Source organism: Streptomyces sp. NPDC048248, assembly GCF_043201875.1.
In the GTDB taxonomy this organism is placed as follows: Bacteria; Actinomycetota; Actinomycetes; order Streptomycetales; family Streptomycetaceae; genus Streptomyces.
Genome location: NZ_JBICZL010000010.1, coordinates 403,599 through 426,738 on the forward strand (window position 1 = coordinate 403,599; position 23,140 = coordinate 426,738).

At 71.0% G+C, this 23,140-nt stretch carries 17 protein-coding genes and 1 pseudogene; 8 read left to right on the forward strand and 10 right to left on the reverse strand.

The window, feature by feature from the left end; genetic code table 11:
- The first annotated feature begins 27 nt into the window (after positions 1 to 27).
- A complete protein-coding gene (locus ACGFZW_RS23975; protein ID WP_393895234.1) occupies positions 28 to 1,596 on the forward strand; it encodes an AMP-binding protein in 1,569 nt (522 codons plus the stop codon).
- Between the two features lie 34 nt (positions 1,597 to 1,630).
- Here the strand turns inward: ACGFZW_RS23975 and ACGFZW_RS23980 are convergent, their stop codons facing one another.
- Together ACGFZW_RS23980 and ACGFZW_RS23985 are read right to left on the reverse strand one after the other, a co-directional pair.
- On the reverse strand, positions 1,631 to 2,197 hold the full coding sequence (locus ACGFZW_RS23980) for a rhodanese-like domain-containing protein (protein WP_393895235.1): 567 nt from the start codon (positions 2,195 to 2,197) through the stop codon (positions 1,631 to 1,633).
- 184 nt (positions 2,198 to 2,381) lie between these two features.
- On the reverse strand, positions 2,382 to 3,746 hold the full coding sequence (locus ACGFZW_RS23985) for a rhodanese-like domain-containing protein (RefSeq protein ID WP_393895236.1): 1,365 nt from the start codon (positions 3,744 to 3,746) through the stop codon (positions 2,382 to 2,384).
- 310 nt (positions 3,747 to 4,056) lie between these two features.
- On the opposite strand from ACGFZW_RS23985, the gene ACGFZW_RS23990 reads away from it, so the two are divergent.
- On the forward strand, positions 4,057 to 4,560 hold the full coding sequence (locus ACGFZW_RS23990) for a hypothetical protein (RefSeq protein WP_393895237.1): 504 nt from the start codon (positions 4,057 to 4,059) through the stop codon (positions 4,558 to 4,560).
- Between the two features lie 101 nt (positions 4,561 to 4,661).
- On the opposite strand, the gene ACGFZW_RS23995 is transcribed toward ACGFZW_RS23990, so the two are convergent.
- The 4 genes from ACGFZW_RS23995 to ACGFZW_RS24010 all read right to left on the reverse strand — a co-directional run bounded on the left by ACGFZW_RS23995 (position 4,662) and on the right by ACGFZW_RS24010 (position 10,797).
- Positions 4,662 to 5,867 (reverse strand): 4-hydroxybenzoate 3-monooxygenase, encoded by a 1,206-nt coding sequence (locus tag ACGFZW_RS23995; RefSeq protein WP_393895238.1) that lies wholly within the window; start codon positions 5,865 to 5,867, stop codon positions 4,662 to 4,664.
- A gap of 187 nt (positions 5,868 to 6,054) precedes the next feature.
- Positions 6,055 to 8,238 carry a SpoIIE family protein phosphatase gene (locus ACGFZW_RS24000; RefSeq protein WP_393895239.1) on the reverse strand — a complete coding sequence of 728 codons (2,184 nt, stop codon included), beginning with the start codon at positions 8,236 to 8,238 and terminating at the stop codon, positions 6,055 to 6,057.
- A 448-nt stretch (positions 8,239 to 8,686) separates the two neighbouring features.
- Positions 8,687 to 9,523: a hypothetical protein gene (locus tag ACGFZW_RS24005; RefSeq protein WP_393895240.1), complete on the reverse strand. Its 837-nt coding sequence runs from the start codon at positions 9,521 to 9,523 to the stop codon at positions 8,687 to 8,689.
- The gene (locus tag ACGFZW_RS24010; RefSeq protein ID WP_393895241.1) at positions 9,523 to 10,797 is read right to left on the reverse strand and encodes a VWA domain-containing protein; all 1,275 of its coding nucleotides are present in this window, start codon (positions 10,795 to 10,797) and stop codon (positions 9,523 to 9,525) included. The genes ACGFZW_RS24005 and ACGFZW_RS24010 overlap by 1 nt, the downstream gene beginning before the upstream one ends.
- Before the next feature lie 272 nt (positions 10,798 to 11,069).
- Here ACGFZW_RS24010 and ACGFZW_RS24015 point away from each other — a divergent pair.
- Positions 11,070 to 12,167: pseudogene (locus tag ACGFZW_RS24015) on the forward strand (family 43 glycosylhydrolase); the annotation flags it as partial.
- 63 nt (positions 12,168 to 12,230) lie between these two features.
- Positions 12,231 to 12,974, forward strand: a complete 744-nt coding sequence (locus tag ACGFZW_RS24020; protein ID WP_393895292.1) for a glycoside hydrolase family 43 protein — start codon at positions 12,231 to 12,233, stop codon at positions 12,972 to 12,974.
- Positions 12,975 to 13,052: 78 nt separating this feature from the next.
- On the opposite strand, the gene ACGFZW_RS24025 is transcribed toward ACGFZW_RS24020, so the two are convergent.
- Together ACGFZW_RS24025 and ACGFZW_RS24030 are read right to left on the reverse strand one after the other, a co-directional pair.
- Positions 13,053 to 14,174: an NADH:flavin oxidoreductase gene (locus ACGFZW_RS24025; RefSeq protein ID WP_393895242.1), complete on the reverse strand. Its 1,122-nt coding sequence runs from the start codon at positions 14,172 to 14,174 to the stop codon at positions 13,053 to 13,055.
- 199 nt (positions 14,175 to 14,373) lie between these two features.
- Positions 14,374 to 15,930: a GMC family oxidoreductase gene (locus ACGFZW_RS24030; protein ID WP_393895243.1), complete on the reverse strand. Its 1,557-nt coding sequence runs from the start codon at positions 15,928 to 15,930 to the stop codon at positions 14,374 to 14,376.
- A 569-nt stretch (positions 15,931 to 16,499) separates the two neighbouring features.
- On the opposite strand from ACGFZW_RS24030, the gene putP reads away from it, so the two are divergent.
- The gene (gene putP, locus ACGFZW_RS24035; RefSeq protein WP_393895244.1) at positions 16,500 to 18,026 is read left to right on the forward strand and encodes a sodium/proline symporter PutP; all 1,527 of its coding nucleotides are present in this window, start codon (positions 16,500 to 16,502) and stop codon (positions 18,024 to 18,026) included.
- Here putP and ACGFZW_RS24040 read toward each other — a convergent pair whose 3' ends face one another.
- The gene (locus ACGFZW_RS24040; protein ID WP_393895245.1) at positions 18,027 to 18,224 is read right to left on the reverse strand and encodes a hypothetical protein; all 198 of its coding nucleotides are present in this window, start codon (positions 18,222 to 18,224) and stop codon (positions 18,027 to 18,029) included.
- On the opposite strand from ACGFZW_RS24040, the gene ACGFZW_RS24045 reads away from it, so the two are divergent.
- From ACGFZW_RS24045 to ACGFZW_RS24055, 3 genes are all read left to right on the forward strand, one after another.
- Positions 18,223 to 18,951 (forward strand): HAD family hydrolase, encoded by a 729-nt coding sequence (locus tag ACGFZW_RS24045; protein WP_393895246.1) that lies wholly within the window; start codon positions 18,223 to 18,225, stop codon positions 18,949 to 18,951. The two genes, ACGFZW_RS24040 and ACGFZW_RS24045, sit on opposite strands and share 2 nt — an antisense overlap.
- A 135-nt stretch (positions 18,952 to 19,086) precedes the next feature.
- The gene (locus ACGFZW_RS24050; RefSeq protein ID WP_393895247.1) at positions 19,087 to 19,530 is read left to right on the forward strand and encodes a LysR substrate-binding domain-containing protein; all 444 of its coding nucleotides are present in this window, start codon (positions 19,087 to 19,089) and stop codon (positions 19,528 to 19,530) included.
- A gap of 166 nt (positions 19,531 to 19,696) precedes the next feature.
- Positions 19,697 to 22,429, forward strand: coding sequence for a hypothetical protein (locus tag ACGFZW_RS24055; protein ID WP_393895248.1), 2,733 nt, complete (start codon positions 19,697 to 19,699; stop codon positions 22,427 to 22,429).
- Between the two features lie 64 nt (positions 22,430 to 22,493).
- Here the strand turns inward: ACGFZW_RS24055 and ACGFZW_RS24060 are convergent, their stop codons facing one another.
- Complete coding sequence (locus tag ACGFZW_RS24060; protein WP_393895249.1) at positions 22,494 to 23,045, reverse strand: hypothetical protein; 552 nt, start codon at positions 23,043 to 23,045, stop codon at positions 22,494 to 22,496.
- Between the last annotated feature and the right edge of the window lie 95 nt (positions 23,046 to 23,140).

Below are 23,140 nucleotides of genomic sequence, written 5' to 3' on the forward strand. Positions count from 1 at the left end.
CGCACACGAGAAAGGCGAACGGTGAGCATGCCCGCCGAACGGCACACCCTCTACGACTGGTTCGCGACGTCGGCCACCCTGCACAAGGACCGCGCGGCCCTGGAGGTCGGCGACACCACGCTGACGTACGCCGAACTCTCGGCTCTCGCGGACGCGCTGGCGGCCCGGCTGCTGAGGCACCTGCACGACGCCCCGCCCCGCCGGGTGGGGCTGCTGGCCGGGCGCAGTGCGCTGGCCTACGCCGGCTACCTCGCCATCCAGCGCCTGGGCGCCACCGTCGTCCCCCTCGGCCCCGCCTTTCCGGCCGAGCGCAACGCCGTGGTGGCACGGGCCGCCCGGCTCGACGCAGTACTCGCCGACGCGACCGCCGACCGCCCAGGCCAACTCGGCGCTCCCGCACTGGTCTTGACCGATTTCGAGTTCCTGCGACTGCCGACCTCGCCCCAGGTCCGGTTCCCGACTCCTCCCGCACAGCCGGAGGACCTCGCCTACATCCTTTTCACCTCGGGCTCGACGGGCGTCCCCAAGGGCGTACCCATCCAGCAGCGCAACGTCTGCGCCTACCTCGACCATGTCGTCCCCCGGTGCGGCGCAGGCCCCGGGGCCCGCTTCTCGCAGACCTTCGATCTGACCTTCGACCCCTCGGTCCACGACATGTTCACCGCCTGGGGGAGTGGCGCCACCCTGGTCGTACCGACCCGCGGCGAACTGCTGTCACCGGTCCGTTTCGTCAACCGGCGCGCGCTGACGCACTGGAACTCGGTGCCTTCGGTCATCTCGATCGCCCAGCGGCTGCGGGCCCTTGCCCCGGGCAGCATGCCGACCCTGCGCAGCAGCATGTTCTGCGGGGAGCCGCTGACACTCCAGCAGGCGGCGGCGTGGCACGAGGCCGCTCCGCAGAGTTCGTTGGAGAACGCCTACGGCCCGACCGAACTGACCGTCACCTGCAGCACCTACCGGCTTCCCGGAGACCGTGCGAGCTGGCCGGAGCCCGCCAACGGCACCGTGCCGATCGGCGCCCTCCACACCGGGCTCCAACTACGCGTTCATGAGGGAGAGTTGTGCGTACGAGGCCCTCAGCGCTTCCCCGGCTATCTCGACCCGGCGAACGACGCCGATCGCTTTCTCGCGCCCGACGGGTCCCCCTACGATCCCGCCACAGCGTTGACGGACGACCACTGGTACCGCACCGGCGACCGCGTCAGCGCCCTGCCCGACGCTCCTGGTGACCCGGGCGATGACGGTGCCCCGGCCGGTGGTCCGCTGGTACACCTGGGGCGGGGCGACCAGCAGGTGCAGGTCCACGGCTACCGGGTCGAACTCGGTGAGGTCGAGGCGGCGATGCGGGCGGTGCCCGGTGTCATCGACGCGGCGGTCGTCCCGCTGACCACCCCCGCGGGCATCGAACTCGCCGCCGCGTACACCGGAGCCGCGCCCCAGGAGGACGCTCTGCGTACGGCCCTGCGCCGCCGCCTCCCGGCCTATATGGTGCCCGCCACCCTCACCGGACTGGACGCCTTGCCCCTCAACCGCAACGGCAAGATCGACCGAGCGGCTCTCGGCGAGACCCTGGGGAGCCCGGCCCGGCTTCCGTGACCCGCCCGAGCGCTGCGACGGCCGGCCGTCCCGCCTACGGCTGGAGGGCCGACAGGGTGGCATCGAGGTCGGTGGTGCGGGGGCGGTTGTGGGGCAGTTTGGCGAGGGCGGCGGCCATGCCGCAGGTGTCGGTGGCCGCGGAGAAGACCAGGCCGCCGCCGATGGCGGCGGACAGCCAGCGGGCGGCGCGGTAGCGGGTGCCGACCGCGAGGCCCAGGAGGACCAGTGATCCGGCGGCGAGTCGGACCTGGCGTTCCATGGGCCACACCGCGGTGGCGTCGACGGCGCGCTCCAGCCCGTGCCCCTGGTCGGCCCAGGCGCTGGTGCCGCCGGTGAGGGTTGCGGCCCGGACATCGGCGGCGGCGAGCTTCTCGCAGGCCGCGACGGAGCGGCTGCCCGAGGCGCACACCAGCAGCAGGTCGCTGCGGGCCGCCGCGGCCTTGAGCGCGGGTAGTGCGGTGCCGAAGTGGTCCAGGGGGATGTTGTGGGAGCCCGGGAGATGGCCGGCGGCGTACTCGCCCGGGGTCCGCACGTCGATGACGGTGTACTCGTCGAGGCGGGTGGCAGCCTGGTCGGGATGCAGGGCGGTGGGCGTCGTCATGGGTGGTGGTTCCTTTCCTTCGCCGGGGTGACCCGGACTGAACAAATTACCCGGTGGGCCATGACCGGGGAGGCAGGGTGGGGCCGGGCATGGCGGCCGGTGAGCTGGGTCGGTGCGCAACCGGCCGCGGCGGGCTCCTCTCCCTGGCCCGGTGGGCGGCATTGCCTCCGCGCTCGTGCGGCATTCAGTGCGTGACGACGTTCAGTCCGGCCGCTTCGGCGTCCGCGAAGGTGTCGTCGACGGTCACCACCTCACGACCGGCGGCGTCCAGCATGGACGCGGCGGTCGCCGCGCGCATCCCGGTCGCGCAGTGCACCCACACCTGCCCTGCGGGCACCTCACCGGCGCGGTCGTGCAGGTGGTGGAGGGGCACATGGGTGGATCCCGCAAGGTAGCCCTCCGCCCGCTCCGTGTCCCGCCGCACATCCAGCACCACGACGTCACCGTCCCGGTCGGCCGCGCGCTTCAGATCGGCGAAGCCGGCCCGGGGAAAGGAGCGTGGGCGCTCCCCGGCACGCACCCAGGAAGTCGGATCACCGAGGGCTGCGCAGGCGGGCCGCTCAATACCGACCCTCGCCAACTCGCGTTGCGCAAAAGCGAGTTGTTCGGCCGAGGCGGCGAGCAGTGTGACCGGCTCACCCCACGGGATCAGCCACGCCAGGTAGATCGCCGGCTTGCCGTCCGCCTCGAAGTTGAACGACCCGGACACATGCCCCTCGGAGAAGGCGACACGGCTGCGCAGGTCCACCACCCACTCCCCGGCCGCCAGCCGCTCGGCGATCTCCTCGCCGTCGGCGACCGGGGGAGGGGTCAGGTCCAGCGGAGGGGGGCCCTCGGCGTTGAGGGGGCCCATGTGGGCGTAGTACGCCGGCACGTCGTCCAGCCCCGCCAGTGTCCGCTCGACGAAGGTGCCGACGTCCAGGGTGAGCGCATCGTTGCTCCTGCGCTCGGCCCCGATGGTGGTGCTGTCGCCCTTGGGCTGCGAGGCGGAGCAGAACCCGCCGAATCCGTGGGTCGGCAGCACTTCCACCTCGTCCTCCAGCTCAGCGGCGAGACGGTGGGCGGAGGCGTGCTGGGAGCGGGCGAGATCCTCGGTGAGCCGCGGTTCCACCAGGTCGGGTCGGCCGACACTGCCGATCAGCAGTGATCCGCCGGTGAAGGCCGCCACTTCCCGGCCCGCTTCCACCAGGACGTAGGAGGTGTGGTGCGGGGTGTGTCCAGGGGTGGCCAGGGCCCGCAGTGCCAGGTCGCCGTCCACGTCGAAGATGTCGCCCTCGTCCACCGGGACCCGGTCGAACGCGACCCGCGCCGCGGCCGGCACCAGATAGTGCGCGCCCGTGAGCCGGGCCAGATCCAGGCCGCCGGTGAGGTAGTCGTTGTGCAGGTGGGTCTCCACCACATGGCGGATGCGCACCCCGCGCCGTGCCGCGGCCACCACCACGCGTTCGATGTCGCGCGGCGGATCCACCACTACAGCGGTCTGCCGCCCGCCGGCGAGGTAACTGCGGTTTCCCAGCCCCTCTGTCTCCAGGGTCTCGACGAAGAACACGGGCCACTCTCCTTTCCGGAAGGCGGCACTCCGGGGACCTCCTGCGCCACAGCCGTACCCAGGGGGTGTGGCCGCTGTGGTGCGCGACGCGCGGTGTACGTACACGGCGTGCCGCCTCAGAGCTCCCGTGCGGGGGCGCGTGCAGGACAGCAGCCCCGGTCGGACAGCCTTCCACCCGTCGCGTACCCGACGGACGCCCCGGGAATCCAGCAGTGATCGCCGCCGTACTCACCGCCCCCCGGAGGCTCCATCAGCCCGGAAGAGGGGTATCACCTCTGCGAATCCCCTCTCGCGTCTCCTGGAGCCGCACATGATTCATTCCGATCCCCTGCCCGGCGACATCGGGCTCACCCAAATATCCGGCCGGGTAGGCCGGTTGATCCGTATCGGCCAGTGGCTGAACGGCAACGGCTTCGCCGACTACCAGCACGCGTTCCTCGTGCTTCCCGACAACCAGCTGCTGGAAGCGGAACCGGGCGGGGCCCGCATCCGGCCCCTCTCGTCCTACGAGGGAGCGGACGTGCTGTACGTCTGCCCGTCCGGCCTCTCGGAGCAGCAGCGTGCGGACATCTGCTCGGCGTCCGGCGCGTACGTGGGCGTGCCGTACAGCTTCCTCGACTACGTGGCGATCGCCGCCCACCGGATCCATCTGCCCGTCCCGGGGCTGCGCCGCTACATCTCCGCCACCGGGCACATGATCTGCTCCCAGCTCGTCGACCAGTGCTACAAGGACGCCGGCGTTCACCTCTTCGGCGACGGCCGCTGGTCGGGATATGTGACACCACTGGCGCTCCACCGCCTGCTGGCCGGCTGACCCCGGCCGGGGTACGACTGCGGGCCCGGTGCACCTGCCGGACCCGCAGCGTCAACACCCGCTCCGCATGAGCAACATGCTCCGGTGCGCCGTTCAGGCCGTCACAGGTCGGCCTCCTCGCCGAGGTAGAGCCCCGCGAACGCCTGCGCCGCGGACTCGGACCCCAGCAGTCGCCGGAGCCGGGCAGCGGCCGTGCCCGCACGGAACCGATCACCGGACGAGGCGCCGTGCATCACCTCCGACAGCCACTGCGAGAACTCCTGGTACTGCCAGACACGCCGCAGGCACGCCTCGGAATAGCCCGCCAGGCCGCTGTCGTCGCCTTGGCGGTGCCGGATCAGCGCACCGGCGAGCAGCAGCGCGTCGTTGATCGCGAGGTTCATGCCCTTCGCCGCGATGGGCGCGACGAGGTGGGCGGAGTCGCCCGCCAGGTAGAGGCGGCCGTACGCCATGGGCTCCACGACGTAGTCGTGCATGTCCAGGACCACCTGCTCGATCAGCGGCCCCTCGGACAGCGGCGGGGCCCCGGCCGCGCCGAGCCGGATGCGCAGCTCCTCCCACACCCGCGCGTGCGACCAGTTGCCGGGGTCGTCCCCGGGCGGCACTTCCAGGTAGTAGCGGGTGACCTCGGGGCTGCGGGCCATGTGGGCACCGAAGCCCCGCTCGTGGATGCCGAAGACCACGCCGTCCGCGGACGGCGGCGCCTGGGCCAGCAGCGCCAGCCAGGCGACGCCGTGGTGATGGCGGGTGATGACCGCCCGGTCGTCGGGTATCGCCGCCTGTGACACCCCGCGCGCGCCGTCGCAGCCCGCTACGAAGTCGCACTCGACGCGGTGCCGCTCGCCGCTCGACGGATCGGTGTACGACACGGCCGGCCGGTCGCCCTCCAGCCCGCTCAGCCGCACGTCCCGCACGCCGAACCGCACATCGCCCCCCGCCCGGTCCACGTACGACGCGGCGAGGTCGGTGACGAGCAGCGGCTGCGGGTAGACGAAATGGCGCCGGCCCGAGAGCTTCGCGGTCCGTACGGTGTGCCGCTCCCCGGCGACCCGGAACTCGAACTGCTCCTGCCTCTCGGCACGTTCGAGGATGCGATCGGCAAGCCCGTGCCGGGCCAGCGCGTGTACGGCCCACTCCTCCATGAAACCCGCGCGCGGCCGCTGTTCGATGAACTCCCGGCTCTCGGCCTCCAGCAGTACGCAGTCCACTCCGGCGTTGCGCAGCAGATTTGCCACCGTGAGCCCGGCGGGCCCGGCACCGACGATCGCGACGGAGGTACGCGTGAGGGTGGGCGAGGAGGAGGACACGTCGTGACGTTCCCTTCGGGACAGGGGAAGAAGGAGTCCTCGCAGTATGGCGGTTGGCGGCGGCGCGCTCCCCGGCACCCCGGCGCCGACCTGCGCATGGAGTGGTACGTGAACGGCCGCGCCACCGAGTGCTCCCCTGCTCCGCCGCCCGCGGCGCGGCGGCGGCACCGGCCGCCCGTCGGGCGTCTCAGGTGGCGGTGAGGATCAGCGCGGCCTGGTCGTCGACGGTGGAGCTGCCGGCGAAGGCGGTCACCGCGGAGGTGAGGAAATGCAGGAGGGCTGCGGAGGTGGGCGGCGTGGGCCGGAACACGGCGAGGGAGTCCATCAGGCGCTCCTCCCCGAAGAACTCGCCGTCGGCGGAGCGGGCTTCGGTGATGCCGTCGGTGACCATGACCAGGCTGTCACCCGGATACAGCTCGACGCCGCCGGGCGACCCGTCGAAACCGGGGTGGATGCCCAACAGCAGGCCCGGCTGGACGAGTTCCTCCACCGTGCCGTCGGCGCGGCGTACGAGCGGGGGCACATGGCCGGCGCGGATCAGATTCAGCGACAGGTGGGAGGAGGTGCGCCGCAGCTCGCCGTAGACCAGCGAGACGAAGGTGTCGACGTCCGTGGTGTCGGCGTTGAGCGCGTCATTGACGGCGCCGACCACCGCCGACGGGTCGCTCAGCAGCCGGGCGGCGGCCCGCGTGGTGTGACGCACCAGGCCGGTGGTGTTGGCCGCCCGGGCGCCGCGTCCGCACACATCGCCGATCATGATCGCCCAGCGCTCGTCGGGGAGCGGGAAGACATCGTAGAAATCGCCGCCGACGTCGAGCCCCTCGCCGGCGGGGTGGTAGGAGACCGCCAGGTCGACACCGGGGATCGTCGGGATCTCGGGCGGCAGCAGGCCGGCCTGCAGATCTCGGGCGAGCTGGACGCGGTCGCTGAACTGGTGGGCGTTGTCGGCGCTTGATGCGGCCCGGCGGGCGAGCTCCTCGGCGAGCGCGATGAGGTGCCGGTCCAGGGGGCGGTCGGTGGCCAGCAGCGTCATGACGCCGAAGGTGCGGCCGCGGGTGGTCAGCGGGGCGCACACATAGCCGCGGATGCCCGCCTGCTCGGAGAGCCTGGTCGGCGAGCGGCCCTGGTGGTCGGTCTCGGTGGCGCCGGACGCCAGCACCCGGGCGACCGCCGCGTCGACCTCGTCGCGGATGGCGGGGGAGGCGAGCAGATCCCTCTCGGCCGGGCCCGTGGCGGCCACCGCGATCTGCCGGATCCGGCCCTCCTCCAGAACGTGCACGGCGCACAGCGGCGCCAGGGCCGGCACCGTCAGCCGGGCCAGGCACTGGAGGCACTCGGCGTAGTGCGGCTCGCGGGTGATGGCGGTGCTGGCCTCCAATATGAAGGCCAGGTCCTCACGTGCGGCCCGTTCCCGTTCCTGGGCGGCACGCCGGGCCGCCATGGTCTGGTGCCGTTCGATGGCGAGGGCGGCGATGCGCGCGAAGGCGGTGCTCAGCGAGATGTCATTGGGCTCGGGGGCCTTGGGCTCCCGGTGGTACATGGCGAAGGTTCCGAGCAGCCGCCCGTCCGCGCCCTGGATCGGGGTGGACCAGCACGCCGCGAGTCCGGCCCGGCGTGCCAGGTCGCGGTAGTTCTCCCACAGGGCGTCCGTGGAGATGTCGGTGACAATGACCGTCCCGAGCGTATGGGCGGCCGTCCCGCACGAGCCGACGCCCTCGCCGATGGCTATGCCGTCGATCGCCTGGTTGTAGAACGGTGGCAGGCTCGGGCCGGTGCCGTGCCGCAGGTGCAGCCCGTCGACGTCGGCGAGCAGCACCGAGACGATGGTCTCCGGGGAGAGCTCCTCGATGGTCCGCGCCATGCCGCGCAGGATCTCCTCGAGCGGCGCGTCGCGAGCGATCTGCTCCAGCAGAATGCGCTGCTCGGAAGCCAGCAGCTGGGCGTGGTGGAACGCGGTGGTCTCGACGGCGAGCACGATCACGCCGTCGATGCTGCCCGCCGTGTCGCGGCGGGGCTCGTAGGTGACGTCGAAGAATCCCTCGCGCTCGTCACCGGGCGGGCCGATGACCAGCCGCCCGTCCCGGGCCCGGTAGGCGGTACCGGTGCGGTACACCGATTCCAGATGATCGAGGACGCCCTGTGGTGCCAATTCCGGCAGCACCTCACGGACCGGCTTGCCGACACTGCTCACGTCGCCGCCGAAGACCTCGAAGAAGGCCGGGTTCGCGGCCTCCAGCACAAGGTCCGGTCCGTTGAGCGCGGCGAAGATCACCGGGGCCTGGCCGAACAGGTCGGCGTACTCGGCATCCCGTGGGTTCGCGTACTGCTGAGGTTCCGCGACCGCCGCGGCACGCTCGGACCGTATGGACATGACCACCCTCTCTGCCCCGCTCCGGCACCACCCGGCTTTTGCCCCGAGCTGTCCGGCTTGTACCGCATTATTCGTGCTTATTCCACTTTGACACACGCGGAAACCGTTCCCGGAGGGCTGACCGGGCAGGGCTGATCTCCGCAGCGGCGCCTCCTCTTCCTTTCGCCGCGGGGAAAGGAAGAGGAGGCGAGGTCCCACCGGGCTCGCGGCGATCTGAACGGCATGGTGGGCCGGGCGTCCGGGCGGAGCGGCGGAGGGCGCCCCGTCCGGCCGTGCGCCCGCGGACGGGGCGGGGGTCGACGGGGGCCCAGGTAGTGCCCGACGAGGCGGAGGCCCACGTGCGGCCCCGGGGTGTGTCCGACGGGGCGGCTCGGGTTCCGTGGCCGATCGTCTGTCCGCCGGAGCCCCCCGCCCCGTCTGCCGCCGCCCGCCCTGCCGGGCCCGTCCGTCAGGCGCCCGGTGGCACCTGGGACACCCGTGAAGGCCGCCCCGATCCCCGGGTGAGGCGGTATCCACCGATGCCCGCGAGGGCGGCGAGGAGACCCCCCACCGCGGTCCAGATCCACCGGTCCGACCACTGCCCGGAGGACCAGCCTCCCTCCGGCTCGACCGTGGCTCCGGCCGCCCGGGAATCCGTGCTCCGGTCGGCCTCCGGCGAGGCGGTGCCGGCGCCGGGGACCAGGGGAGCGGCGAGCGAGCCGTCCACGGCCCGTGCGCCGCCCTCGTCGGTCGTCCTTGCCTGGACCTCGGCGTGTACGGGCAGGCCCAGGTCATCCCGCGGCAGGTCCACGACGGTCAGACGGAGGTAGTAGCTGCCCGGCAGGGGATCGTTCGCCCACGGTTCCGCCCACGCGCGGACCGTGCGCAGCGTGCAGGACAGCTCGACGGACGAGGTGTCCGCGGCCGCCACCCCGGTCTGGGCGCCGTACCTGCACGCCTGACGCCGGCGGAGCCCGTCGAACACATCGAGCCGCCAGGTGGCCGCGCCGTGCCGGGCGGACTCGGGCAGCTTCACCTTCGCCGTCACGGTGGCGCGCTGACCCGCATCGACGGGCACCACCCAGTACAGGTAGTCGCCGGTGGACGCATCGGCCGTGGCGCGCTGCCCCGGCCGTACGGCGGTCGCCGTACGGAAGGAGGTGCCCGCCTCGGTCGGAGCCGCGGCCGATGCGTCCACACTGCCGCTCGGACTCGGTGCGGGGCTGTCGGCCGCGGCGGCTCGCGTCATCCCGAGCAGACCGGCACCCGCCAGCATCGCGGTCATCACTATGCGTGTGGTGCGCATCAGTTGGTCCTCCAAACGGTGACGCGCCAACGGGAGATCCAGCCCCACAGCAGCCCGGCCAGCAGTCCGGTGAGCGCCAGGAAGCCCAGCAGCCACCAGCCGCGGCCGAGACCGAAGGACGCCACGTCGGCAGCGTCGCCGGGCCCGTCCACCAGGTCGACGGTCAGCTCGACGGGAAGGCCGGGCTCCGTCTTGACCGATGCGGGCGCCGAGAAGGAGTTGCTGAGCTGGAGGCAGACGGTCTCCGCCGCGGGCTCGCTCTCGTCGTCCGCCGCGTCGCGCGGCGCGGTCGGGTAGCGCAGTCCGGACGAGATGACATCGGTGCGCCCGTCACCCGCCTCCGAGCCGCGGACGATCTCCCGGCCGTGCACGGTCGAGGCGCGCAGCATGACCCCGTAGTCGTTGTTGACCGCGCGGTCCGCGGCGATGCTCACCGAGGCCCGCAGCTCCTGGCCGGGCCGGACCTCCACCCGGTACCAGCGGTGCTCGGCGAACTTCTCCCGGTCGCTGTAGAGCCCGGCGGTCAGCTTCGGGGCATCGGCGCACTGCGCGGTGCCCTTGGTGGCCACCGGTGTGACGACGGGATCGGCGGCGCGCTCCACCAACTGGTGTACTCGATCGCGTAGTTGATCGGTGTGCTGCACGGAGGTGTAGGTGCCGCCGGTCGCCTCGGCGATACAGCTCAGCTGATTACGGGTCTTGGCGTTGGGCAGCAGCCCGAGCGTGTCGACGACGAGGTGGATGCCCTCGGCTGCGATGTCGCGTGCCACCTGGCACGGGTCGAGCGGGGCGCAGGTGTCCTCGCCGTCCGTGATGAGCACGATCCTGCGGGTCCCGTCGCCCCCCTTGAGGTCGTGGGCGGCACCCAGCAGGGCCGGGCCGATGGGCGTCCAGCCGGTGGGCCGGAGGGTCGCCACCGCCGTCTTCGCCTCGGTCCGGTCGAGCGGGCCCACGGGGTAGAGCTGCCGGGTGTCCTTGCAGCCGACCTTCCGGTCCTCGCCAGGGTAGTTGGCGCCGAGAGTGCGTATGCCGAGCTGGACCTCGTCAGGCACCGCGTCCAGCACTTCGTTGAAGGCCTGCTTGGCCGCGGCCATGCGGCTCTGTCCGTCGATGTCCCGCGCGCGCATCGAGCCGCTGACGTCGAGTGTCAGCTCGACCTTGGGGGAGGGGTGGGTATCCGGCTCATCCGCCGTGGCAGGTGTGGGAAGCAGCGCGACGGCCAGTGCGGCAAGCAGCCCGCACACCCCGGCTGCCCACCGTTTTCTTATGATCATCGCCGGATCGTATTGAGGATCCCGCTCCGGTCCAAAACGAGCCCCGATCCGCCGTTGTGCGGCGGCCGTTCCGGCTCGGACGTACGGCATCGCGCCGCCGGTGCACACCGCGTCGCGGACCGTCGGAAAGATGCGGCCGACCCGAGGGGCGGCCTCCGTCGGGTGATGTCCGCCCCGTTGACCTTCCGGTGACACCCGCTTACCTTTTCGACGTTCGGAATCACAAATGCAGTTCGAAATATCGAACCTCCCTCGATCCGGATAGGCATCACATGGGCAGCAGTGAAATCCCCAGCCGCAGACTGATGTTGCAGGGCGTCCTCGCCGCGGGCGCCCTCGCCGCGGTGCCGTCGATTGCGCGGGCCCAACAGGAACCCGGCCCCGGTCCTCGGCTCCCCGCCGCCACCCCGCTCGTCCGCAACCGCGCCGACCCGCACATCCACCGGCACACCGACGGCCATTACTACTTCACGGCCACCGCCCCCGAGTACGACCGCATCGTGCTGCGCCGTTCCCGCACGCTGAGCGGCCTCACCGAGGCCGGGGAGTCGGTGATCTGGAAGAAGCACACCGACGGGGACATGGGCGCGCACATCTGGGCGCCGGAGATCCATCACATCGACGGCGCGTGGTACGTCTACTTCGCCGCGGCGCCCGCGGACGACGTCTGGAAGATCCGCATGTGGGTGCTGGAGAACACCCACCGCGATCCGTTTCAGGGCAGTTGGACCGAGCGGGGGCAGATCACCACCGCCTGGGACACCTTCGCGCTCGACGCCACCACCTTCACCCACGCCGGGCCGCCCGAACCCGCCGGCGCGGGAGGGGCCCGGTCGGAGGTCCGCTATCTCGCCTGGGCGCAGCACGAGCCCGGTACCGACGGCAACACGGGGGTGTTTCTGTCGGGAATGGCGAATCCGTGGACCCTCACCGGCCCCCAAGTCCGCCTCACCACACCAGAGTTCGACTGGGAGGGTGTCGGCTTCAAGGTAAACGAGGGTCCCTCGGTCCTCCAGCGGCACGGGCGCGTCTTCCTGACGTATTCGGCGAGCGCCACCGACAGCAACTACTGCCTGGGGCTGCTCACTGCCGACGCGGGCAGCGACCTGATGGACCCGAAGTCCTGGGTCAAGTCGCCCCGGCCGGTCTTCAGCAGCAACGACACCACCCGGCAGTACGGCCCCGGCCACAACTCCTTCACCGTCGCCGAGGACGGCCGCACCGATGTCCTCGTCTACCACGCCCGCCCGTACAAGGACATCACCGGCGACCCGCTGAACGACCCCAACCGTCATACCCGCATCCAGCGGCTGGGCTGGCGGCCGGACGGTACCCCGGACTTCGGCATCCCGGTCGCCGACCGGCCCACGCACAGCGCGCCGAAGGCGTACCGCTACACCATGACGGCCTTCACCAACAGCAGCGAGTCCAACATGTACGTCTACGAGTCCACGGACGCGACGGCGTACACCCTGCTCAAGGGGCCCGCCTACGTCCCGCCCGCCGGCCTGATTCGCGACCCGAGCCTCATCAGGCACGCCGACGGCCACTACTGGATCGTCTACACCACCAACTGGACCGGCAACACCATCGGGTTCGCCCGCAGCAAGGACCGGAAGAACTGGCGGTTCGTCGCCGACCACACGCTGCCCGTCACGGGCCTGGCCCGCACCTGGGCCCCGGAGTGGTTCGTCGACGAGGACGGCGGCACCCATGTCATCGTCTCGCTGGACACCACCAACACCTCCACCTTCCGGCCGCATTTGCTCAGCGCAACCGACGGCACGCTACGGCGCTGGACCATTCCCGAGCCGGTGGCCGGCCTCGACCGGTCGAACTACATCGACACCTTCGTCGTCCGTCACGGCGGCAAGTACCACGCCGTGACGAAGCAGGAGACGACGAAGTACCTGGAGCACGCCGTGGCCGATCACCTCGAAGGCCCCTACGTCTTCGCCGGCACGGGGGACTGGGCCGGTTGGGGAAGCTGGCGGGAGGGCCCCGCCCTGGCGCCGTTGGAGGGCGGCGGCTGGCGCATCTACTTCGACGGCTACACGGACAAGACGTACTACTACAGCGACAGTTACGACGGGCTACGGACCTGGACCCCGCCCCGTCAACTTCCCGGACTCACCGGCTTCGTCCGCCACTTCACCGTTCTGCGGGAGCAGATATGAGATGTGCCGCCGGAGCGTAGGCCGTCGTGATCCGGCGCGGGGCACGGCACCCGAGCGGCGCCGTGCCCCGTATCCGCCTCAGCTGAGCGAGCGCAGCATCGTGGCGTCGAACGGCACCAGTTCGCCGGTGCGCCCCTCGAAGATCTTCGCGGCCCACTCCGGGTCGCCGAGCAGGGCCCGGCCGATGGCGACGAGGTCGAACTCGTCGCGCTCCATACGGTCCAGCAGCCGGTCGATGCCTGCGACGCCGGCCCGCTCGCCCTTGAACGTACCGATGAACTCGTTGTCGAGTCCCACCGAGCCCACGGTGACGGTCGGCTTGCCGGAGAGCTTCTTGACCCAGCCGGCGAGGTTGAGGTCCGAATCCTCGTACTCCGGCAGCCAGTAGCGGCGGGTGGAGCAGTGGAAGGCACTCACGCCCGCCTCGGTGAGCGGCGTCAGAAGCGCGTTCAGCTCCTCCGGTGTGTCGGCGAGACGGGCCTGGTAATCGCCCATCTTCCACTGGGACATCCGGAAGAGCACCGGGAAGTCCGGCGAGACCGCCGCACGGCAGGCCGCCACGATCTCGGCGGCGAAGCGGGTACGCGCGGTGAGGTCGCCGCCGTAAGCGTCGGTTCGCCGGTTGGTGCCCGACCAGAGGAACTGGTCGATCAGGTAGCCGTGCGCGCCGTGCAGCTCGACGCCGTCGAAGCCGAGGCGTTCGGCGGTGGCGGCCGCGTCGGCGAACGCCGCGATGACGTCGTCGAGGTCCCGCTGCGTCATGGTGTGCCCGGCCGGTCCGCCGTCGAGGGAGATACCCGACGGCCCGGAAGGCGGCGCGTCGGGGAACGGCGGTGCGCCCGCCTTACGGGCCATGCCGACGTGCCACAGCTGAGGCATGATCGTTCCGCCGGCGGCATGCACCGCCTCCACGATGCCCTGCCAGCCGGCGAGCGCGTCCTCACCGTGGAAGCGGGGGACGGCGCCGCTGGTTCCGGCGGCCGCGTGATCGACGTAGGTGCCCTCGGTGATGATCAGGCCGACTCCGCCGGCGGCGCGGCGCGCGTAGTAGTCCGCGACATCCGCTCCCGGGACGCCGCCCGGCGAGAACTCACGGGTCATCGGCGCCATGGCTATCCGGTTCGGCACCGTGAGGCCGTCCAGGGAAAAGGTGCGGGAGAGCACCTGCGCCGCCCGGGCGGCGGTGTCGCTGGCATTCACGTGTGGGTCTCCTAGGTCGAGAGCGCAGTTGGAGAGCGCCGCCCGGAGGCAGCGTTCCGCTTGCTCAACAACGCGGGATCGGAGGCATCATCCGTTTTTGCGTGTTGCCTGCGCCACATGTGCCGGCTCACGGCTTGCCGGAAGCGCGCCGCGAGAGGAGCCGGACACCGCCGGCGGATCAGGGGCGGCTGCGCCTCCCTCAGGCCGGCGCCGGGAGGTCGCGGATCATGTCCGCCGCCTTCTCCGCGATCATGATCGTGGGAGCGTTGGTGTTGCCGCGCACGATGGTCGGCATCACGGAGGCGTCCACCACCCGCAGGCCGCGCACACCGTGCACCCGTAGGCGGGAGTCGACGACGGGGCCGATGGAACAGGTGCCCGCCGGGTGGTACAGGGTCTGCAACTCGCGTCGGGCGAAGGCCAGCAGACCGGCGTCGTCCAGGGAGCGGGGGACCAGGAAGTCCTCGCGGTGCTGCTTGCGCAGGCTGGGCCGGTCGGCGATATCGAGCAGCAGGCGCAGCGCGCGGACCATGGTGGCGCGGTCCTCGTCCGTGGTCAGGTAGTTGTGCAGGATGCGCGGCTTGGCGCTGGGGATCGACGACCGCAGGGAGACCTTGCCGCGGCTGGTGGGGGTGAGCAGCACCGCGCCGAACATGAAGGCGTGGTCGGTGACGGGGCTGATGCCCTCCTCGTGGAACATCACCGGAGCCGCGTGCACCTGGATGTCAGGGGCGGTGAGCCCCTCATGGGTGCGGTGGAAGCCGCCCGCCTCGCCGACGTTGGAGGTGAGCGGCCCGCGGCCCTCGGCTTCCAGCAGCCGGACGTTGTCCGCGGTCTCCGCGGTCATCAGCGATTCGCTGTCGGTCAGGTAGCTCAGCCCGACGTGCGGGTGGTCCTGGAGATTCTCGCCCACCGGGAGGTCCGCGAGGGGCGTGATGCCACGGGCTTCGAGGTCAGCGGCCACGCCGATGCCGGAAAGCATGAGCAGTTGCGGGGAGTTGTACGCCCCGGCGGAGAGCAGCACCTCCCGTTCGGCGTGCAGGGCCACCGGTTCGCCGGCTCGGTCCACCTCGACGCCGGTCGCGCGGTCGCCGTCGAACAGCACGCGTGTGCACTGCGCCCCGGTGAGCACGTCGAGGTTCGGCCGGTCCAGCGCGGGCCGCAGGTAGGCGACGGCGGTGCTGCATCGCATGCCGTTCCGTTGGGTGAGGTGGTAGTAGCCGACGCCGTCCTGTTCCGGGCCGTTGAAGTCGGTGGTCAGGGGGTGGCCGGCCTCTTGCGCGGCCGTGACGTAGGCGGCCATCAGGGGATGCCGCGAGCGGCCCTCGCTGACGGTGAGGGGACCGCCGGTGGCGTGCCACGGCGTCGAAGGCCCCTGGAAGTCCTCGGCCCTCAGAAAGTAGGGCAGGACGTCGTTCCAGCCCCACTGCTCGGCGCCGGCGGCGGCCCAGCCGTCGTAGTCCTGCCGGTTGCCGCGGATGTAGATCATCGCGTTCATCGACGACGACCCGCCGAGCATCCGGCCGCGGGGCAGGAACCGCCGGCGGCCGTCCAGGCCCGGTTCGCAGTCGCTGAGGTAGCTCCAGTCGTACTTCGTCTGGAACAGCTTGCTGAAGGCGGCCGGAACGTGGATCTCCTGCGCGTCGTCCGGGGGGCCGGCCTCGACGAGCAGCACCCGGGTGTCGGCGTCCTCGGTGAGCCGGGCCGCGAGCACACACCCCGCCGAACCGGCGCCCACGACGATGTAGTCGTACATCCGTCCCCCTCGTTCCACTCGGCCGTCCCCTCCACCCAAGTGGCAGCGCGGGCCCGCTCACACCGGGAAACCAGCCATAGTCGAGGAGTTGGGGACCGGGGGAAGGGAGAGCGCGGGAGGACTTCCGGCGTGTGGTACGCGCGGAATTTCACGGGCCCCTACAGCAATTGCGTGTTCAACGTTATGATTTGGAAATTGACTTCCTCAGACCGGACAGTAACTCACGTTCAGTAAATGCCGTGCGGCGCGGATAGCGGGTCGACATCGACGACAAGTCCGGCAAAGGGCGGGATCGGCTGCGTCTCTTTTCCGGTCCGAATCGGCAAATTCCCGGACCGAAGGGCGTTGTCGGCTGCCGGGGGCGGGCGCGGCGCAGGACGGGCGCCGGGGCAAGTCCGAGGTCAAAGGGCCTGGGAATGCCAAGGAGATCCGCCAAAGGGGTGCCGCTTTCGACGGCTGATCCGTATTGTCAGCACGCGCCGGATCATTGTCGCTCCGGGACTCCTCGTGGGCTCTCCCCTTTCCGGGGCCCCGCAATCCTTGGCAGTACCCGCATCAAGGGAGCAGTGGTGACACTCCTGATCGTACCCGTCATGATCATCTTCGGGGTATTCCTACTCGCGATGGTGACCGTAGGTATCTGGGCCTATCAGGAGACCGTGACGTTCTCCGACTTCGCCCTCGGCGGGCGACGTCTGAGCGCACCGGTGGCGGCCCTGTCGGCGGGGGCCAGTGACATGTCCGGCTGGCTGTTCCTGGGACTTCCCGGCGCCGTGTACGCGGCCGGTATAGGTGCCACGTGGATCGCCGTCGGCCTCGCCGCCGGCACCTACCTCAACTGGCGCGTGGTCGCCCCGCGTCTGCGTACCTACACCGAGCTGGCCGGCGACGCCAAGACGCTGTCGGCGTATCTGGAGGAGCGGTTCGAGGACGGCAGCAGGGTCCTGCGCCTGCTCTCGGCCACCGTCATCGTCGTGTTCTTCACCGTCTACGTCGCCAGCGGCCTCCTGGCCGGCGGCGTCCTGTTCGAGGGCATCTTCGGCGGCGGCTTCGAATTCGCCCTCACCGTCTTCGCCGTGGTCATCGTCTTCTACACCGTCCTGGGCGGCTTCCGCGCGGTGAGTATCACGCACTCGGTGCAGGCCACGCTGATGTTCTGCGTGGCCCTGGCCCTCCCCGCCATCGGCATCGGCGCGCTCGGCGGCTTCGGCGCCCTGGGTGACGCCATCACCGACAAGAGCGCATCCCTCCTGGACATGGCGGGCCAGGCCGAGTTCGACGGGAGCCGCTGGACGACCGGCGAGCCGCTCACCGCCGTGGCGGTCATCTCCCTCCTCGCCTGGGGCCTTGGCTACTTCGGCCAGCCCCACATCCTGGTCCGCTTCATGAGTATCCGCAGCACACGAGAGATCCCGCTGGCCCGCCGCATCGGCGTGGGCTGGGTGGTCGTCTGCCTGACGGGCGCCTCCCTCGTCGGGTTGGTCGGCATCGGCGCCCTCGACCACACGCTGGAGAACCCGGAGACCGTCTTCATCGAGCTCTGCGCTCAGCTGGTCAACCCCTGGATCGCGGGCATCCTGCTGGTCGCGGTGCTGGCGGCCATCAAGTCCACCGTCGACAGTCAGCTGCTCGTGTCGGCCATGGCGCTCACCGAGGACTTCTACCGCGCATTCGTCAAGCGCCGGGCGGGCGACGCGGCGATGGTGCTGGCGGCCCGCGCGACGGTGGTGGTGGTCGCGTTGGTGGCCTACGTCATCGCGCTCAGCGGCGGTGCCGTGCTGGACATCGTCGCCTACGCCTGGGCGGGATTCGGCGCCGCCTTCGGCCCGGTGATCCTCCTGTCGCTCTACTGGCCGCGCATGACCCGCGCCGGCGCGATCGCCGGCATCGTGACGGGCGCGGTCACCGTCGTCCTGTGGAAGCACATCGACCCGCTCCTCGGCCCGCTCCAGTCGGGCATCTACGAGATCGTGCCCGGCGTGATCGCGGCCACGGCGGCGGCCCTGATCTTCGGAAAGTTCGTCGGCCTCCCTCCGCGGCGCACCTGGGTGGGCCCCATGGAGAGGAAGGACGCCTCCACGGTGCCGGTCGGCTGATCACCGCGGGAACGGCGCGTCGGCACCCGCTCCGTTCTGCACGACGGTCGCCCGCCGTGCAGAGAGGACCGGGTGCCGTGTCGCTCGGTGGGCCGTCTTCCACCGCAGAGGGGCGGTGCCCACCATGGGCGGCGCAGCGACCAGGTCGCGGGCGGGCGCCTGGTCATCTCCGCAGGCGCTGCGATAGGAAACACTCATGAGCAGCCTCCCTGTCTGCGGCCCGGAAGGGCCCATCCGTGCCACGACGCCCGGACGCCCGTCCGCTGTCCGGGCCGTACTGTTCGACTTCTCCGGCACGCTGTTCCAGATCGGAACGTACGCGGACAGGATCCGGGCGGCGCTGGCGCAGCCCGTGGACGACGTGGCGATGGACCGCATCCTGGGCGGGCTCGAAGCCGGCCTGTCCGATCCGGCGGTGGTGGCGGCGCAGCATGCCCGGGACGTGTCGTCGGGGGCCCACCGGCATGCGTTCACCACGTGGTATTCCTCGGTCCCCGAGCTCGCCCCCGTAGCCGATGAGCTCTATGCGCAGCTGCAGGCCCCCGAGCACTGGGTGCCCTATGCGGACGCCGCGTCCACGCTGAATCAACTTGCCGCGGGCGGAGCGGTGTTGGGGGTGGTGAGCGATGTGGGGTGGGACCTGCGGCCCACCTTCGCCCATCACGGCCTGGACCACTACTTCACCTCTTGGGTGCACTCCTACCAGCACAAGACCGAGAAGCCGGACCCGGCGCTCTTCCAGCACGCGTGCCGAGAGCTGGGAGTCGAACCGGCCTCGACGCTGATGGTGGGCGACCACCCCGCGAAGGACGGCGGCGCGGCAGGCTCCGGTCTGCGCTCCTACGTCCTTCCCGCGGGAGCCGCGGCGGGCTCACACCGAGGGCTGGACGCGGTGCTGCGGCTGGCCGGACTCAGCGGCTGCTGAGAGCTCGCCCCGCGTCCCCGCGTGCGAGTCCGCGCCACCCGGGACGCCGATGTAATTAGGTACGGCGGAAAACAGCGCGACCACCAGCGCCACTGCCCACAGCTGGGGCGAGCAGAGTGCGGCCCCGCTGTGCGGTTGCTCCCTGCCGAAGAGGCGGACCTCGCCCTCGTCCTGCCCACCCCCGAGGCGCCGCCGATCACCGACGCGCGGTGCGAGCAGCACCCTCTGCTCGACGACGGGCAGGACCTGCTCGTTCCCGAAGGGCACCCCTGTGCCGCCGCCGAGGTTCACCCGCTCGTCAGGCATCAGGTCAAGGAGTGGTTCGCGGTGTCAGCGCTGGTCGCAGCGGGCTTCGGTGTCTGCCTGCTGCCTCGGACCGTGCCGGTGCCGGCCGAGCACGGGGTGGTACGCGTCCCCCTGAAGGGGCAGTCGACGCCGTCGCGGAAGTTCATGGTGTGCACGAGACGCGGCAGTACCGGCCGGCCCGCCCTGGACGCGGGATTGGCAGCACTCCACGCAGTATCGGGCGAGGCCGTATCGGGCGACGCGGGGTCCGGTGGTCACGGAGCTGTCAGGTAGCCGCAGCAACCGCAGTCAGGACTCGCTCAGTTGCGGCAGGTCACGAATCGGCGGCGGACGAGGCTCAGGAGGGTCGTCAACGACCGTCGCATGGCGGCGCGCCCTGGCCCGGGAGTAGCGTGTCAGGTCTTCAAACAGGCTACTGGAGCGCACAGTTGGGGGACGCGTGGCCCGAGAGTGGCAGAGGTCGTTTCCGGACGGCGAGGGGTCGGATCCCTTCCTCCTGAAGTTCCGGGAAGCCGTCGTTCCCGGCAAATGGCGCCGGTCGTTGCGGGAGGACGTCCTGCCCGTCCTGGCCCTGGACACCGCGGGCACGGGCACCGACCAGGCCGCCGGCGTACGGGCGAAGCGCGTGTTGGACGGGCTGGAGGACGTCCTGTCCCACAACGCCGGAGAGGGTGCGAAGCTCACCCCCTACGCCAGGCCCGCTCTGCCGGCCCTCCCCCCGCCGGGTACGGAGTACCTGACCCTGAAAGTGGGCGAGCAACTGTGCGCCGCCACCCCGCTGAAGGGCGCACGGCTCCCGGGCAGGAACCTCCGGCTCATGACCGACCTCACGCAGGAATTGCGCGAGCGTCCGGAGACGGTCAACCTCGGCGGACGGACTCTGCGCGACCGCGCCTACAGCCTGCGCGCAGAAGAGGCCGGCGGAGGAGTGCTGCACTGGCTTGCCGGAGCATCCGCGGTCTCGTTCAACGGAGCGCTGTCCTGGCTCGGTGATCTGATCGCGCTCTTCGGGAAGTCGGTGCTCTACCGGTTCCCGCGATGGTGCTGGTCGGCCTGGTGGACGCGGAGGCTGCTCACAGCGAAGAAGCACAACTGGTACGAGCAGTGGCGAAGGATGGGCAAGAGCGACCACTCGGTCTTCTACTGGGTCTCCGAGCTGCTGACGCGCCAGTGTCAGCGGCTCACGGGCGGTGACGCGGCCGCGGCCGAGGAGGCCCGTCAGGACCTGGAGGAGCTGCTGCTGCGCGCCCTGCTCGCGGATCTGCGCGACGCCCGGCCCGGACGGTTCGGGCCGTGGGCGCGACGCAGGCGCACGCGCAGCGTGGTGCTGCTCGACCTGCCTGCGCAGAACACCCCCGCGTCCGCGGCCACCGCACGCTTTCTCCGCGCCCTGCGGAACGCTGCCCGAGCACCGGGGAACGCCACCCTCCTGGTGGTCGCCGCCGGTCCGACGGCCGCATACCAGCAGGCCGACTGGCGCCGGTGCCAGAGCCTGCAGGACGGCGCCGGCCGCTTCGCGCCGGTTCAGGACGGTGGCTCGGCGCCACCGCTGCTGATCCCGCTGGCGGAGCAGCGGTTCGAGGAAGAGGGCATTCATGTCACGCGGATCGGCCCGCGCACGCCCAAGCCCCACATCAAACCCGCCACCGAGTGCGCCGTCGAGCTGACGGCCGTGACGGTGGCCGCCGCCGTGGTCTTCGGGCTGCTCACCGTGCCCGGTAGCGGGACCTCCGACGGGTGTTTCGACGGGCAGCGCCTCCCGGGCCCGCACGCACCGCAGCCGTTACCGGCCGCGGGCTCCGGCCAGGAGACACCGCGGGAGCAGTTCCAAGCGGTCGTGGAGTCCATCAGGAAGCTCAACGACCGTGCGCTGAACGCCGAACGAAACCACCGGCGGCCCGTCCGCAAGGTCGTCTATCTCGGCGCCACCGTGCCGGCGGACCTGGAGGAGGCGGTCGACAACGGAGCCATCCCCGAGCTGCGCGGCCTCTGGCTGGCGCAGCAGCGGCTGAATGATGCCGCAGTCGACGATCCGAACCGGGTGCGGCTGTACATCGACATCCGGGACGCCGGGATCAAATTCACGCATGCGGTCGCCAAGGCGCGCCAAGTGGTCGACGAGGCACGGGAGTTCAAGGACACCCAGGACCACCGCACCATCGTCGGCGTGGTCGGCTTCTCCGAGAGCCGGAACCAGACCCGGGACGCCGTGCAGGTGCTCGACCGGGGCAAGGTGCCGGTCATCGGCACCACCGCGACAGCCGACGCGATGCACAGGGACGTGACCTACTACCGGCCCATGTCTCCGAGCAACAGCCGTGAGTCGAGGATCGCGGCACGATTCGTCCGCTCCGAGCGCGTCGTCGCGACCGGCCCCGGCCGCTGTGAGCCCGCCACCCGAGCGCTGGTGATCAAGGAGCCTGGTGACCTGTTCAGCACCGAGATGGGCAGCATGTTCGCCCGGGAGTTCGGCGCCGGCACGGACACCCTGACGCTCTCCGCGAGCAGCGGCGGCGTCACCCCCTACGACGTCGCGCGGACCGTGTGCGCGACGGTCAAGCGGGAGCCCCGTACAGTCGTCCACTGGGCCGCCCGGGTCCGGAACTTCTCCGCTTTCGTGAACCACTACGGCCCCGACTCCGGTTGCGCGGGACTGCCGCTGACGGTGATGGGCAGCAACGAGCTCACCAGCACCGCGCTGCGCGGAAAGTATCGGGGGCAGGACTGGCTGCGCCTCTACCACAGTGTGCACGTGCTCCCCGAGAACCACCCGGACAGCAACGGTGAGGCCGACGCGCTCTTCCGGCTCTATGTCCAGGCGTACACCGCAAAGGACCCCTGGCTCAACGACGGCCACGTGGCACTGGCCCACGACGCGCTGAAGGTGCTCTCCACCGCGACGGACCGGGCGTACGCCAGCACCGAGACCGCGGATACCGAAGGGGTCAAGTCCAAACTCGACGAGGAGATCAGCTTTCAGGGAGCCAGCGGCGTCATCGACTTCCCGGAACGCAACGGTTCCAAGCCGCCGCTCGACAAGGCCCTGATCATCCTGCGCGCCACGCCGAAGGGCCCGTCGGTGGCCCTGTACTGCGGCGCATTCAACCTCAACGACCCCCGGGCCACCCGCTGGGGGCCCAACGGCGAACACCACTGCCCGATCGACGACTGAACCCGCCGAGGCAGCCTCGGAACCGCTGTCACACCACCCTTGGCGCCCACGCCTACATCTACGCCTATGTCTCCGTCGCCTCACTCAGGCACTTCGCCTTGGCGTCGTTCACCTGCTGCCAAAAGGTCTGCAGAGCGCGGTCCTCCCGCTGCCATGCCGCCGTCCGCTGCAAGTTCAGCGCAGAGCGAGGATTCCTTGCTGCTTCAGGGGCCCCGCGGAGGGCTCGCGCAGCGTCCGCTGCCAGTTTGATGGCCACACACCACTCGCGGGCAGGGCGCTCCAGTTCGGGTCGGCACCACCGCACGGCGGAGGTCGCCGCGAGAGCCGCGCTGATGGCCTCGGCGAAGGATTGCTCTTGCGTGACGTCATTGTGCGCACTGCAGATGGCTTCCTCCAGCGCCCTGGCGGCCTGCAAGGCGGCCATGCCACGCTCGTGGAAGGTGTCGCAGGCGACCCGTATCTGCTCTTCGAGCCGGGCGGCCCTCTGCACTGCGTACTCCTTGACCACCTGGTTTCGTGTCGCGCGGCCGGCGATCGCCGCTCCCACGGCCGCGCCGACGGCGCCGGTGATACCGGCAACACCCGCGGCCAAGACCGCAGCAGCCCCCTGATCCATGACCACGGATCCTGCCGGTTCCGGGACACTCGCGCCATAGCGTGCGGCCACCCGAGGAGGCGCGCATCGTCGTCCGTCGGTCCGACGATGCGCGC